We start from the raw sequence: 14,731 nt of genomic DNA, 5'->3' as shown, positions 1-14,731 counted from the left end.
GCATCTTTATGACTTGTCGCAAAAACAAGAATAAGGATCGCTCATGTTCGATATCAGCACGTTTCCCATCGCCGATGCCGTCCGCCGGGCTGCGCAACTCAGTCAAGAGGACTATCACCGCCTCTATCGCCAATCCATCGAACAGCCGGACACCTTCTGGGCTGAACAGGCCAAGAGCTTTCTCGACTGGATGACCCCATGGCACACCGTTCAACACTCGGACATCAACACTGGCGCCGCCCAATGGTTTGCCGGTGGCCAACTGAACGTCAGCTACAACTGCATTGATCGTCACCTGGCGCAACGCGCCGATCAGCCGGCCTTCATCTGGGAGGGCGATGATCCGACAAAGTCTTCCAACATCACCTACCGCCAACTGCATCAAAACGTCTGCCGCCTGGCCAACGTGCTGAAAAGCCGTGGCGTGAAGAAAGGTGACCGGGTGTGCATCTACATGCCGATGATCCCGGAAGCGGCCTACGCCATGCTGGCCTGCACGCGGATTGGCGCGGTGCACTCGGTCGTGTTTGGTGGTTTTTCGCCGGACGCCCTGCGCGACCGCATTCTCGACGCCGACTGCCGTACCGTGATCACCGCCGATGAGGGCGTGCGCGGCGGCAAGCCCGTGGCTTTGAAACAGAATGTCGACAAGGCCCTGGCCAGTTGCCCGAATGTCAGCACCGTCTTGGTGGTGCAACGCACCGGTGCCGACGTGAACTGGAGCGAAGGCCGCGACCTCAAATACCAGCAGGCCGTTGACGCTGCGAGCGACGATTGCCCGCCAGAGCCGATGGACGCCGAAGACCCGCTGTTCATCCTCTACACCTCCGGTAGCACCGGTAAACCCAAGGGCGTGTTGCACACCACCGGCGGTTATCTGCTGCAGGCAGCGATGACCTTCAAGTACGTACTCGACTACCGTGACGGCGAGGTGTTCTGGTGCACCGCCGATGTAGGCTGGGTCACCGGCCATAGCTATATCGTGTATGGCCCGCTGGCCAATGGCGCGACCTCGCTGATGTTCGAGGGCGTGCCGAGCTACCCGGACAGCTCGCGGTTCTGGCAGGTGATCGATAAACACCAGGTGAATATTTTCTACACCGCGCCGACAGCCTTGCGCGCGTTGATGCGTGAGGGCCACGGACCACTGGAAAGCACCTCCCGCGCCAGCCTGCGTTTATTGGGCAGCGTAGGCGAGCCGATCAACCCGGAAGCCTGGGACTGGTACTTCAACGCCGTGGGCGAACAACGCTGCCCGATTGTGGATACCTGGTGGCAGACGGAGACCGGCGGCATCATGCTCAGCCCGTTAGTCAGCGCCCAGCGGATCAAGCCGGGCTGCGCGACCCAACCGATGTTTGGTGTGCAACCGGTGTTGCTGGATGAGCAAGGCAAGGTCATCACCGGTGCCGGCAGCGGCGTACTCGCCATTAAATCAAGCTGGCCGGGACAGATCCGCAGCGTGTACGGCGACCCGCAGCGCATGATTGACACCTATTTCAAACCCTACCCCGGTTACTACTTCACCGGAGATGGCGCGCGCCGCGATGAAGACGGCGACTACTGGATCACCGGGCGTATCGACGATGTGATCAACGTGTCCGGCCACCGTATCGGTACCGCCGAGGTGGAAAGTGCGCTGGTGTTGCATGACCAAGTGGCCGAGGCCGCTGTGGTGGGCTACCCCCACGACGTCAAGGGCCAGGGCATCTACGCCTTCGTCACGCCCATGAACGGCGTGGAACCCAGCGATGCGCTGAAACAACACCTGCTTGAGCTGGTCAGCAAGGAAATCGGCAGCTTTGCCAAGCCGGAACTGATCCAATGGGCACCGGCGCTGCCGAAAACCCGCTCAGGCAAGATCATGCGCCGGATCTTGCGCAAGATCGCCTGCAACGAACTCGACAGTCTTGGTGATACCTCGACCCTGGCCGACCCCAGCGTCGTGGACGGCCTGATCGACAAACGCCTGAACCGCTAGGAAAACCTGAGCCGCCATGGAATTTATCCGCAGCCGTATCGAAACCCAGCTGATGAGCCTCACCGGCTTGTCACTGGGGCAACTGGACCTGGAAAACCCCAAGGGCGATCCCGGCCTGTTCGGGCCAGACTCGGTCAGTTGGCAAGTCCATGGTGACTTCAGCAGCATGCTGATCGGCGGCATCAGCGCATTGATGCTGCAAGCCTTGCACCCACTGGCCCTGGCCGGCGTTTGGGACCATTCGAACTTTCGCCAGGACATGCTCGGGCGCCTGCGGCGTACCTCGCAGTTCATTTCAGGTACTACCTTTGGTTCGCGCAAAGACGCCGACTGGCTGATCGAAAAAGTGCGCACCATCCACCTGCAGGTGGTCGGGCATGCGCCGGATGGACGGCCTTATTCGGCGAGCGACCCCGAACTACTGACTTGGGTGCATGTAGCCGAGGTGAGCAACTTTATGGCCGCTCACTTGCGCTATCGCAACCCGACTCTGTCGAGCCGCGATCAAGATCGTTACTACAGCGAAATCGCCCTGGTGGCGGAGCGCTTGGGGGCGCGGCATGTACCGCGCTCGCGGCAGGAAATTTCCGATTATCTGGAGCGTATCCGTCCGCAATTGCTGTGTGACGAACGCAGCCGCGAAGTACTGCGCCTGCTGCTGAACGCCCCCTCGCCCAGTACTTTAGCCAAGCCGTTTGGCGTCTTGATGATGCAGGCCGGGATCGATCTGCTGCCAGACTGGGCCAGCACCATGCTCGATCAGCATCAGAACCCGCTGCAACGTCAGATGATCCGTGCAGGGGTCAAGCGTAGCGCGCCGTTATTGCGCTGGGCGATGCGCAATGGCTCGGTGCAACGGGCACACAGGCGGATGGGGTTGGTGTAGGCAAGGCGCCATAGCTGTTAAACTTCGCGCCCTCATTTACAGCCAGGCGCGCTCCATGTCTCCCTTGAATCAGGCGCTGCGCGCCGCCCTCGATCATCGCCAAGACCTGATCAACGAGCTGCATGCCCAGGGCACCGATTGCTATCGCCTGTTCCACGGCAGCCAGGAGGGCGCCGGCGGCCTGACCATTGACCGTTATGGCCCGCAGTTGCTGGTGCAAAGCTTCCACCAGTCGCTGGAAACCACAGACCTGCTGGACCTGCATCAACTGATTAACCAGTACCTGGGCCTGGAGTTGCTGCTCGTGTACAACGACCGCTCCCGCGGCAATTCGCGGATCGACCGCGAAGACACGGTATACCGAGCCGAACCCGCAGCACTGGAAGACATGGTCGGGCACGAATGGGGCCTCAATTACCGTGTTCGCGGGCGCCATGCCGGGCAGGATCCGTTGCTGTTCCTCGATCTGCGCAATACCCGCGGCTGGGTCAAAGATCACAGCGCCGGTAAAAGCGTACTGAACCTGTTTGCCTACACCTGCGGCGTGGGCCTGAGCGCCGCCGCTGGCGGCGCGCGTGAGGTGTGCAATTTGGACTTCGCTGAAGGCAACCTAGCGGTCGGGCGTGAAAACGGCCAGCTCAACCCACAGTTGCCGAGCATGGAGTTCGTGCAGTCGGACTACTTTCCGGCGATTCGCCAACTGGCCGGCCTGCCGATCACCCAGCGGCGCGGGCAGAAACTGCCGAGCTACCCGCGTCTTGAACAGCGCCAATATGACTTGGTGCTGCTCGATCCTCCGGCCTGGGCCAAGAGCGCGTTCGGCACCGTCGACCTGTTGCGCGACTACCAGAGCCTGCTCAAGCCCGCACTTCTCGCGACTGCCGACAACGGTGTGCTGATCTGCTGTAACAACTTGGCAAAGGTCAGCATGGAGGATTGGCGCGAGCAGGTCCTGCGATGCGCGGAGAAAGCCGGTCGCCCAGTGCGCGACTGGCAAATCATGACGCCGGGTGCGGATTTTCCCTCACAGGATCAGCAGCCCCCCTTGAAAACGCTGATACTCCAGCTGTAGGAAGCGTCCCAACGCCCCGGCTCTTCGGAACCGAAAACCCGTGCCATACTCCAAGGCACTCCTGTTCGATATAGATGGCGCCGCCCCATGCCCAAAGGATTGATTCGCGCCACTGGCGCCTTGTTGACCGCCCTTGCCCTGTACAGTTTGCTGGGCTTTTTGATTCTGCCGGGCATCGCCCTTCGCGTTGCCAACCAACAATTGGCCCATTACGCCACGGTGCCGGCGCGGCTTGAGCGCATTGAACTCAATCCCTTCAGCCTGGAAGTCACCGCATGGGGCTTAAAGATTGGCGAACCCGGCAAGGAACAGGTGGGTTTCGAGCGCCTTTACGCCAATCTGCAGATTGACAGCCTGTGGACCCGGGCACTGCATTTGGCCGATGTGCAAATGGATCAGCCCAAGACGGAGCTGCTGTTCGACAAGTCTGGCCAATTGAACCTGGCGCAGTTGTTCAAGCTCCCTGCAAGCGAACCCTCCCCTGCCGACCCCAATGCCAAGCCGTTCCCACTGCGTATCGACAGCATCAAGCTGGCAGGCGGCTATGTGCACTTTCAAGATCTGCGCCCCAGCGAACCTATCGAATTTCTCTACAACAAACTCGACTTCGAGCTGAAAAACCTCAGCACCTTGCCTGAAGACAACGCCGATATGACCCTGGTCGCGGCAGGCCCTGAAGGTGGTCAAATTGATTGGAAAGGCAACTTCAGCCTGGTGCCGATCACGTCCGAAGGTACGCTAAAGGTCACTGACGGCAAGATGAAAGCCTGGTGGCCATACGTGCGTGACGCGCTCCCCCTGGTACTCGAAGACGGTGTGCTCAACTTCAGCACCGACTACAAATTCAGCCTGGCCAAAGAAACCGAACTGAACTTGACCAACACCGCCGCCAGCATCGCGCCGTTCGCCTTAAAGGCACCAGATGGCCGCCCACTGGTGCGCCTGGAACGCCTGGACGTCAGCGAGACCACAGTGGACCTCGCCAAGCAGCAAGTGGTGGTCGGCAAGATCCGCAGTAATAAGCTGGAAACCTGGGCTGCTCGTGAGGCCGATGGGCAATTGGACTGGCAGAAACTGTTCGCCAGCCAACCGAGCAAACCAGCCAAGGCGCCGGAGCCTGCCACTGCGCCAGCTACAGCCGACTCTCCAAAGCCTGCCCCGACTGCGCCAAGCAAGCCTTGGCAAGTGCTGCTCAAAGACGTGCAACTGCGCAACTATCAAGTACATCTGGCCGACCGTCAGGCCAAACCTGCGGTAGCGCTGGAGCTGGGCCCGCTGAATGTGGATGTACAGAATTTCGACAGCCTCAACCAGAGTCCCTTTAACCTCAAGGTCGACAGCGGCTTGGGCAAGCAAGGCAAGATTCAGGCAACGGGCGTGGTCAACCTCAACCCAGTCAGCGCCAAGCTGAAGGTCACCACCAAAGATATTGACCTACGGGTTGCCCAGTCCTATATCAGCCCATTTATCCGTTTGGAGCTGCGTAGCGGCATGCTCGGCAGTGACCTCGACGTGAACCTGAAGAGCACCGAGCCCCTGGCGCTGCAGATTACCGGCCGAGCGCAGGTCGACCAGTTGCATACCCTGGACACCCTCAAGACACGTGACTTCCTGAAATGGCAGCGTCTGGTCGTCGAGGGCCTGAATTACCAGCACGGCGACAGCCTGTCGATCGACAAGGTCAACCTACTGCAGCCGTATGCGCGGTTCATGATCAACGATGACCGCACCACCAACGTCGATGACCTGCTGATCCCGCAGCCGGCCGACAGTGGCGCCAAGTCGGCCCCCAAGCCTGCGGCGAGCAAAGATAAACCCCTGGGCATTCGTATCGGGCAGATTGCGATCAACGATGGCTCGGCCAACTTTGCCGACTTCAGCCTGACACCCAACTTCGCCACTGCCATCCAACAGCTCAACGGGCAGATCGGCACGATTGACAGCCGTCAGGCCAAACCAGCCAGCGTCGACATCAAGGGCAAGGTGGACCGTTACGCGCCAGTGACGATCAAAGGCAGCGTGAACCCATTCGATCCGATGGCGGCGCTGGATATCGCCACCAGCTTCAAGCGTGTCGAGCTGACGACCCTGACGCCCTACTCAGGTAAGTTCGCGGGTTTCCGTATCCGCAAGGGACGCCTCAACCTCGACCTGCACTATGTGATCACCAAGGGCCAGCTGAAGGCCGAGAACAAAGTGGTAGTCGAGCAACTGCAACTGGGTGAGAAGGTCGACAGCGCCGATGCCGTGGACTTGCCGATTCGCTTGGCAATCGCCCTGCTTAAAGACACTGACGGCAAGATCTCCATCGAACTGCCGGTGACCGGTGACCTGAATAACCCGCAATTCAGCGTGATGCCGATTGTGTGGCAGACCCTGCGTAACCTGGTGGTGCGTGCAGCGACCGCACCGTTCAAGTTCATCGGCGGGCTGGTCACCGGCGGCGGAGCGGAAGATCTGAGCAACGTGTCCTTCGCTGCCGGCTCAAGTGAGTTGAACAAAGACGCCGAAAGCGCGCTAAACACCCTGGCTAAAGCGCTGAAGGAACGCCCTGCCCTACGCCTGGAAATTGAAGGCACGGCCGCTGCCAGCAGCGATGGCCCCTTCCTCGCAGCGCAACGTCTGGAACGTGAATACCAGTACAACTATTACAAAATCCTGCAGCGCCGTGGCGACAAGGTTCCTGCCCAGGCGTCCTTGCTGGAAGTCCCGGAAAGCGAAAAAGCGCCATTGCTCGAAGGCATCTACCGCATCCGCGTGAAACAACAGCCACCGGCGGAGTGGAAAGACCTGAGCCGCGATGACCGCACGGCCAAGCTGCGTGACGGCGTGATCAAGTTCTGGAGCAACAGCGACGTGCTACTGCGCCAACTCGGTCAGGACCGCGCAAGCACCATCAAGGACTACTTGGTGGATAAGGGCCAGTTGGAAGACGACCGCGTGTACTTCATTGATGCCCACCTGGGACAGGCGGAGAAAGATGGTCGCGTTGTAACGCCTATGCATCTGGATGCTGAATAACCATCGGCACCAGAAATAGAACAGGCCCCGACACAAGTGCCAGGGCCTGTAATGACCACATCCATATGGTCAGTCGCATGAACCTTAGAGGTGCATTTGAGTGGATATCTAACTCACTCGTGGCCGCCGCTTAATTCAAACGAACTGTCGAGCGTTACTCTGCTTTCAGGCCGTCGGCCGATACAGCTTTAACGCCTTTGATTTTCTTGGTGATTGCTACGGCGGTGGCTTTCTGTGCGTCGGTAACAGCTACAGTCGACGACAGGGAAACAACGCCTTTGTTGGTTTCGACTTTGATGTCGGTGCCAGGAATACCTTTCTCGGTAACCAGGTCAGCTTTTACCTTGGTGGTGATCCAAGTGTCGCTGGTGGTTTCTTTGGCGTCATGAGCGGCGCCTTTGGTTTTATCGATACCGTCTGCTTTGGTAGCACCGCCAGCCATCAGGCCATCAGCGGAAACAGCGGTTACGCCTTTGATCTTTTTGGTGATCGAGACAGCAGTAGCTTTCTGTGCGTCAGAGATAGCGACTGTCGAGGACAGGGAAACCACGCCTTTGTTGGTTTCAACCTTGATGTCCGAACCAGGAATGCCCTTCTCGGTCAGCAGGTCGGATTTAACTTTGGTGGTGATCCAAGTATCCGAAACGCTTTCCTTAGCCTTGGTAGCTTCGCCAGCCGCCAACGTCATAGGGGCTTGGGAAGTCTGAGCAAAGGCTACGTTAGCACCCATGGCCAGAGTCAGAGCGGTAGCAGTAGCGAGAGCGAACTTCTTCATACGAGTAACTCCTGTTTTATTAAAAGTCTGCAGTACGTAAACCTTGATGCTGCAGCGTTAACAGGGATATTGCAGGCAGTGTGCCAAGTCGAAGCTCTAAATTAAATCCTTATAAAACAATGACTTAACAATAATGCTAATTTCCGAAATCGTGCAACTTGCATGAAGCCCATCATGCCTGCATGCAAGTTGCGGCTTTTGCAGAGGGCTAAACGGCTGATTTCACTTCACTTTCCCTCGCCCATAAAAAAAGGACCCCGAAGGGTCCTTTTTTTCAGCATAAGCCAGGGGTAATTAAACGCCCGAAGCCTTAGCTGCTGCTACGTCTTTGATGGACAGCTTGATGCGGCCGCGGTTGTCCACGTCCAGCACCAGCACTTCCACTTCCTGACCTTCTTTCAGAATGTCGGTCACTTTCTCAACACGAGCGTCGCTCAACATGGAGATGTGAACCAGACCGTCTTTGCCCGGCAGGATGTTGACGAATGCGCCGAAGTCGACGATGCGCTCAACCTTACCGACGTAGATCTTGCCGATCTCGGCCTCAGCTGTGATACCCAGAACGCGCTGACGTGCTGCCTCAGCCGCTTCCTTGGTTTCGCCGAAGATCTTGATCGAACCGTCGTCTTCGATATCGATCGAAGCCTTGGTTTCTTCGCAGATCGCACGGATGGTCGCGCCACCTTTACCGATAACATCACGGATTTTGTCGGTGTCGATTTTCATCGCGATCATGGTCGGAGCATTTTCCGACAGCTCGGTGCGAGACTGACCAATGATCTGGTTCATCTGGCCGAGGATGTTCAGGCGCGCTTCCAGGGCTTGGCCCAGAGCGATCTCCATGATTTCTTCGGTGATGCCTTTGATCTTGATGTCCATCTGCAGCGCGGTAACACCTTTAGCGGTACCGGCTACTTTGAAGTCCATGTCGCCCAAGTGGTCTTCGTCACCCAGGATGTCGGTCAGGATGGCGAACTTCTCGCCTTCTTTAACCAGACCCATGGCGATACCGGCAACCGGTGCCTTCATCGGCACACCAGCGTCCATCAGTGCCAGGGAAGCACCACAAACGGAAGCCATGGAGCTGGAACCGTTGGACTCGGTGATTTCCGACACAACACGGATGGTGTAAGGGAACACGTCAGCAGCAGGCAGCATGGCCTGAACCGAACGACGCGCCAAACGGCCGTGACCGATTTCGCGACGACCAGCGCCGCCCATACGACCACACTCGCCCACCGAGAACGGAGGGAAGTTGTAGTGCAGCATGAACGGGTCTTTTTTCTCGCCTTCCAGGGTGTCCAGCAGTTGTGCGTCACGGGCAGTACCCAGGGTCGCGACTACCAGAGCCTGAGTTTCGCCACGGGTGAACAGTGCCGAACCGTGAGTTTTCGGCAGAACACCAACTTCGATATTCAGCGGGCGCACAGTGCGAGTGTCGCGACCGTCGATACGTGGCTTGCCGTTAACGATGTTCTCGCGAACGGTGCGGTATTCGATTTCACCAAATGCAGCTTTGACGTCGCTGGAAGATGGCTGACCTTCTTCGCCCGAAAGCTTGGCAACAACCTGGTCCTTCAGCTCGCCCAGGCGAGCGTAACGGTCGGCCTTGACGGTGATGGTGTAGGCGTCGGAAATGGCGGCGCCGAACTCGGAGCGGATAGCGCCCAGCAGTTCGGTAGCTTCGGCTTGCGGAGCCCAGGCCCAAGTAGGCTTGGCGGCTTCAGCAGCCAGTTCTTTAACGGCGTTGATCACAACCTGGAATTCGTCGTGAGCAAACAGTACAGCACCCAGCATCTGGTCTTCGGTCAGCTCTTTAGCTTCCGATTCAACCATCAATACGGCTTCCGAAGTACCGGCAACGACCATGTCCAGGCTCGATGCTTTCAGTTGCTCGTAAGTTGGGTTGAGCAGGTAGCCGGTGCTCTCGTGGAAAGCAACGCGGGCAGCCCCGATAGGGCCATCGAAAGGAATGCCGGAGATAGCCAGGGCAGCCGAAGTACCGATCATCGCAGCGACGTCCGGATCGGTTTTCTTGCTGGTGGAAACGACGGTGCAGACAACCTGCACTTCGTTCATGAAGCCTTCTGGGAACAGCGGACGGATCGGACGGTCGATCAGTCGGGAAGTCAGGGTTTCTTTCTCGGAAGGACGGCCTTCACGCTTGAAGAAACCGCCAGGGATCTTACCGGCAGCGTAAGTCTTTTCCTGGTAGTGAACAGAAAGAGGGAAGAAGCCTTTGCTCGGGTCAGCGGTCTTGGCGCCAACAACGGTCACCAATACGGTGACGTCGTCATCAACGGTAACCAGCACTGCGCCGGAGGCTTGACGGGCGATACGGCCTGTCTCAAGGGTAACGGTCGACTGACCGAACTGGAATTTTTTGATAACCGGGTTCACGGTGTCCTACCTTCTTTGTGGCTCTTGGGGAACTTGTTTTCTTACGAAATTCTTGGGCAATGTCGGGAATCGGCCCAACCCTTGTCCAGGGGGTAAAACGTGTATCCAGATAAAACTTGAGGCTGGGAGCCTACCATGGGCCAGCGGGAATCCCACTGACACACGGCAGACAACCAACCTCTAGCGCAATCGCTTATTAGCGACGCAGACCCAGGCGACCGATCAGAGTCTGATAACGACCCAGATCCTTGCCTTTCAGGTAATCCAGCAGCTTACGACGCTGGTTTACCATGCGGATCAGACCACGACGGGAGTGGTGATCTTTACCGTTGGCCTTGAAGTGACCTTGCAGCTTGTTGATGTTGTGGGTCAGCAGTGCAACTTGCACTTCTGGCGAACCAGTGTCACCAACAGCTTGCTGATAGTCAGCAACGATTTGTGCTTTTTCTTGAACGTCGAGAGCCATGAGGCAATCCTTTTTTCAGGAAACCACCCAAAGGGCAGTCTCAACAGGCCAGGGACAAATCCCTGTATCTAAAAATGAGTGTTGACCGTGCCTGTTAACAGCCACACTCGTTCGGTCATTCTGACCGAATCAGTCTACGTGGCGCGATGCGCCCGTCTTCGCTCACTTCACCGATACCGATAAAGCGACCGTTATGATCCTGTACTCGCACCATGCCGAACTTAGGGGCATCCGGGGCACGTACCGGCTGGCCGTTAAGCCAGTAGAACGCGCTGTGCTCCGAGAAGTGCAGCAATGGCCAATCCAGCAAACCACTGTCCGATGGCATCAGGAAGCGATCAACCGCTTCATTGCCGCCTTCGGCGTGTACCGCTTCCAACTCTTCCAGCGTAACCGTCTGGGCCAGGCTGAAAGGTCCGGCCTGAGTGCGTCGCAGTTCTGCTACGTACGCGCCGCAACCGAGCTGTTCACCAATATCTTCCACCAGGGTACGGATATAGGTGCCTTTGCTGCAGTCCACGGCCAGTCGTGCGGTTTCACCTTCACAAGCGAGCAATTCCAAGCGCGCAATAGTAACAGAACGCGGTTCACGCTCCACTACTTCGCCGGCACGTGCCAGCTTGTAAAGTGGCTGCCCGTCACGCTTGAGAGCCGAGTACATCGGCGGTATCTGACTGATTTGCCCACGAAAAGCGGGCAAAGCGGCTTCGATATCAGCACGACCAACGGTCACGTCGCGAACCTGTAAAACATCACCTTCAGCATCCGCCGTGGTGGTGGTCTTGCCCAGTTGCATCAGGGTTTCGTAACCCTTATCGGAATCAAGCAGGTATTGCGAGAACTTGGTCGCTTCGCCAAAGCACAGCGGCAGTACGCCAGTGGCCAGTGGGTCGAGGCTACCGGTATGCCCGGCCTTCTCGGCATTGAGCAGCCAGCGGACCTTCTGCAACGCCGCATTGGACGTAAAGCCAATGGGCTTATCAAGCAGAATGATGCCGCTGACGTTGCGACGGATACGTTTGACCTGAGCCACCGCTTACTCCTTGGCGTCTTCAGGTGTGGACGGATGCTGGCTGTCTTCAGCCACGGCGCGCTCGATCAATGCAGACAAGTGTGCGCCACGCACGACGCTTTCGTCGTAGTGGAAGTGCAACTGCGGAACACTGCGCAGCTTCATTTCGCGGGCCAACTGCATGCGCAGGAAGCCGGCAGCCGAGTTGAGCACTTTGATGCTTTGTGCGATTTCTTCGCTGTTGTCCTGGCCCATCACGGTGATGAAAATCTTGGCGTGACCCACGTCACGGCTCACTTCAACAGCGGTGATGGTGACCAGGCCAACGCGTGGGTCTTTGACTTCGCGACGGATCAGTTGGGCCAGCTCGCGCTGCATTTGATCGCCGATACGTTGGGTACGGCTGTATTCTTTTGCCATGTCTTGTTACCTGTTACTGCCACACGGTGAAACCCATGGGGTCTGAAAGCGGCAAACGCCCGGCCTGACAAAAGCCAGACCGGGCGTTGCGTTTAGAGTCCGTACGCTGCGCGAGGCATTTGCATGCCCACACGCGGCGTGGCTCCGGAAGTGCGCGAGTTAGAGGCTGCGAGCAACCTGAACCTTCTCGTAGACTTCGATCTTGTCGCCAGCCTTGACGTCGTTGTAGCTCTTGACGCCAATACCGCATTCCATGCCGGCACGTACTTCAGAAGCGTCATCCTTGAAGCGGCGCAGGGATTCCAGCTCGCCTTCGAAGATAACGATGTCTTCACGCAGTACACGGATTGGACGGTTACGGTACACAGTGCCTTCGACAACCATGCAACCGGCGATCGCGCCGAATTTCGGCGAACGGAACACGTCACGTACCTCGGCGATACCCAGGATATTCTCCCGAACGTCACTGCCAAGCATGCCGGTAAGGGCTTTCTTGACGTCTTCGATGATGTCGTAGATGACGTTGTAGTAACGCATGTCCAGGCCTTCCTGCTCGACGATCTTCCGTGCGCCAGCATCAGCACGCACGTTGAAACCGAACAGTACAGCGTTGGAAGCCAGTGCCAGGTTGGCGTCGGATTCGGTGATACCACCGACACCGCCACCGACAACACGCACTTGCACTTCATCGTTACCCAGGCCATTCAAGGCGCCGTTCAACGCTTCGAGAGAACCACGAACGTCAGATTTAAGGACGATGTTAAGCGTCTTCTTCTCTGCCTGGCCCATGTTCTCGAAGATGTTTTCCAGCTTGCCAGCGTGAGCGCGAGCCAGTTTGACTTCACGGAACTTGCCTTGACGGAACAGAGCCACTTCACGGGCTTTCTTCTCGTCGGACAGCACGCTCATCTCGTCGCCAGCGTCCGGGGTACCATCCAGGCCGAGGATCTCGACAGGGATGGAAGGACCCGCTTCTTTGATTGGCTTGCCGTTCTCGTCGAGCATGGCACGTACACGGCCATAGTTCGAACCGACCAGCACCATATCGCCTTGGCGCAGGGTACCGTCTTGAACCAGCACGGTCGCAACCGGGCCACGACCTTTGTCGAGACGCGATTCAACCACAACGCCACGACCTGGGGCCGATGGAGTTGCTTTCAGTTCGAGTACTTCAGCTTGCAGCAGGACCGCTTCGAGCAGTTCGTCCACGCCAGTACCGACTTTCGCCGAAACCGAAACGAATGGCGTATCACCGCCCCACTCTTCAGAGGTCACACCGTGAACCGACAGTTCGCTGCGGATGCGATCGAGATCGGCGCCCGGCTTATCGATCTTGTTCACAGCAACAACCAGTGGAACACCAGCGGCCTTGGCGTGCTGGACAGCTTCAATGGTCTGCGGCATCACGCCGTCGTCCGCTGCAACTACCAGGATCACGATATCAGTCGCCTTGGCACCACGGGCACGCATTGCGGTAAACGCGGCGTGACCTGGGGTGTCGAGGAAGGTGACCATGCCGCGCTCGGTTTCAACGTGGTACGCACCGATGTGCTGAGTGATACCACCGGCTTCGCCAGCAGCTACCTTGGCACGACGAATGTAGTCGAGTAGCGAAGTCTTACCATGGTCAACGTGACCCATTACGGTCACAACTGGCGCACGGGAGAACGTCTCACCTTCAAACTTCAGGGACTCTGCCAGGGAATCTTCCAGGGCGGTGTCGCTGACCAGGGTCACTTTGTGGCCCAGTTCTTCGGCTACCAGTTGAGCAGTTTCCTGATCAAGCACCTGGTTGATGGTCGCTGGAGTACCCAGTTTGAACATGAACTTGATGATTTCAGCAGCCTTGACCGACATCTGATTGGCAAGATCGCCAACAGTGATGGTCTCGCCAATCTGCACATCACGCACGACAGGACCGGTTGGGCTCTGGAAACCGTGGGCGTTGCGCTTCTTCAGCTTGGCCTTGCCGCGACCACCGCGACGGAAGCCATCGCTTTCTTCGTCGGTAGTACGTGGAGCAACGCGTGGAGCAGGCGCTTTCTCTTTGACCGAAGCACGATGCGGAGCGTTTTTGCGCTCGCCATCGCCACCACCACCGCGACGATTGTTATCGTCGGCACGTGGTTTGTCCGGACGACGAGGTTCCTCACGCTTACGGGCATCAGCAGCAGGTGCTGGTGCAGCGGCAACCGGAGCGGCCTCGCGCACAGCTTCCACAGGAGCGCTAGGCGCGGCGACCGCATCAGCCGAAGCAGTTTGCGCAGCAGCAGGCTGGCGACGCGCTTCTTCTTCGGCGCGACGCTTGGATTCTTCTTCAGCCTTCTGACGAGCAGCATTATCTACTGCGCGACGTTCATCCAGTTCACGCTTGCGCTCGGCTTCAATTTCTTCCGGGCTGCGCTGTACGAAGACTTTCTTCTTGCGTACTTCAACGCTGATGCTCTTGCTACCAGCAACACGCAGGGTGCTGGTGGTTTTGCGCTGCAATGTAATCTTGCGCGGTTCTTCCACTTTCGCCTTGTGGCTGCTCTTCAAGTGAGTCAGCAAAGACTGCTTCTCACTATCGCTCACACCTTCATCGGCGGCGGTGTGCGGCAGACCTGCCTCACGCATCTGCTGCAACAGGCGCTCTACCGGTGTTTTGACCTCATCGGCCAGTTGTTTCACCGTGACTTGCGTCATGCACTTCTCTCCT

The 14,731-nt window shown here is 57.9% G+C and carries 10 protein-coding genes; 4 read left to right on the top strand and 6 right to left on the bottom strand.

Features of this window, described 5'->3' with window-relative positions; translation table 11 throughout:
• Positions 1-43: 43 nt before the first annotated feature.
• The 4 genes from acs to CKW32_RS25165 all read left to right on the top strand — a co-directional run bounded on the left by acs (position 44) and on the right by CKW32_RS25165 (position 6,960).
• The gene (acs, locus tag CKW32_RS25180) at positions 44-1,981 is read left to right on the top strand and encodes an acetate--CoA ligase (RefSeq protein WP_095186253.1); all 1,938 of its coding nucleotides are present in this window, start codon (positions 44-46) and stop codon (positions 1,979-1,981) included.
• A gap of 16 nt (positions 1,982-1,997) precedes the next feature.
• A complete protein-coding gene (locus CKW32_RS25175; protein WP_032884728.1) occupies positions 1,998-2,867 on the top strand; it encodes an oxygenase MpaB family protein in 870 nt (289 codons plus the stop codon).
• A 55-nt stretch (positions 2,868-2,922) separates the two neighbouring features.
• Positions 2,923-3,939, top strand: coding sequence for a class I SAM-dependent rRNA methyltransferase (locus tag CKW32_RS25170; protein WP_032884726.1), 1,017 nt, complete (start codon positions 2,923-2,925; stop codon positions 3,937-3,939).
• Between the two features lie 87 nt (positions 3,940-4,026).
• Positions 4,027-6,960 (top strand): DUF748 domain-containing protein, encoded by a 2,934-nt coding sequence (locus CKW32_RS25165; protein WP_095186252.1) that lies wholly within the window; start codon positions 4,027-4,029, stop codon positions 6,958-6,960.
• Positions 6,961-7,114: 154 nt separating this feature from the next.
• Here CKW32_RS25165 and CKW32_RS25160 read toward each other — a convergent pair whose 3' ends face one another.
• The 6 genes from CKW32_RS25160 to infB all read right to left on the bottom strand — a co-directional run bounded on the left by CKW32_RS25160 (position 7,115) and on the right by infB (position 14,718).
• A complete protein-coding gene (locus CKW32_RS25160; RefSeq protein WP_032884723.1) occupies positions 7,115-7,735 on the bottom strand; it encodes a BON domain-containing protein in 621 nt (206 codons plus the stop codon).
• A gap of 294 nt (positions 7,736-8,029) precedes the next feature.
• Positions 8,030-10,135, bottom strand: coding sequence for a polyribonucleotide nucleotidyltransferase (gene pnp / locus CKW32_RS25155; protein ID WP_095186251.1), 2,106 nt, complete (start codon positions 10,133-10,135; stop codon positions 8,030-8,032).
• 196 nt (positions 10,136-10,331) lie between these two features.
• Positions 10,332-10,601 carry a 30S ribosomal protein S15 gene (gene rpsO / locus CKW32_RS25150; RefSeq protein ID WP_003177875.1) on the bottom strand — a complete coding sequence of 90 codons (270 nt, stop codon included), beginning with the start codon at positions 10,599-10,601 and terminating at the stop codon, positions 10,332-10,334.
• A gap of 115 nt (positions 10,602-10,716) precedes the next feature.
• Positions 10,717-11,634 carry a tRNA pseudouridine(55) synthase TruB gene (gene truB / locus CKW32_RS25145; RefSeq protein ID WP_032884721.1) on the bottom strand — a complete coding sequence of 306 codons (918 nt, stop codon included), beginning with the start codon at positions 11,632-11,634 and terminating at the stop codon, positions 10,717-10,719.
• Positions 11,635-11,637: 3 nt separating this feature from the next.
• Entirely contained in the window at positions 11,638-12,033 is a 396-nt protein-coding gene (gene rbfA, locus CKW32_RS25140) for a 30S ribosome-binding factor RbfA (RefSeq protein WP_003176137.1), read from the bottom strand.
• A gap of 159 nt (positions 12,034-12,192) precedes the next feature.
• Complete coding sequence (gene infB / locus CKW32_RS25135) at positions 12,193-14,718, bottom strand: translation initiation factor IF-2 (RefSeq protein ID WP_032884720.1); 2,526 nt, start codon at positions 14,716-14,718, stop codon at positions 12,193-12,195.
• Between the last annotated feature and the right edge of the window lie 13 nt (positions 14,719-14,731).

The sequence above is a fragment of the Pseudomonas sp. Irchel 3H9 genome, assembly GCF_900187495.1.
Classification (GTDB): Bacteria; Pseudomonadota; Gammaproteobacteria; order Pseudomonadales; family Pseudomonadaceae; genus Aquipseudomonas; species Aquipseudomonas sivasensis.
This window is presented reverse-complemented; position numbering and strand designations above follow the sequence as displayed.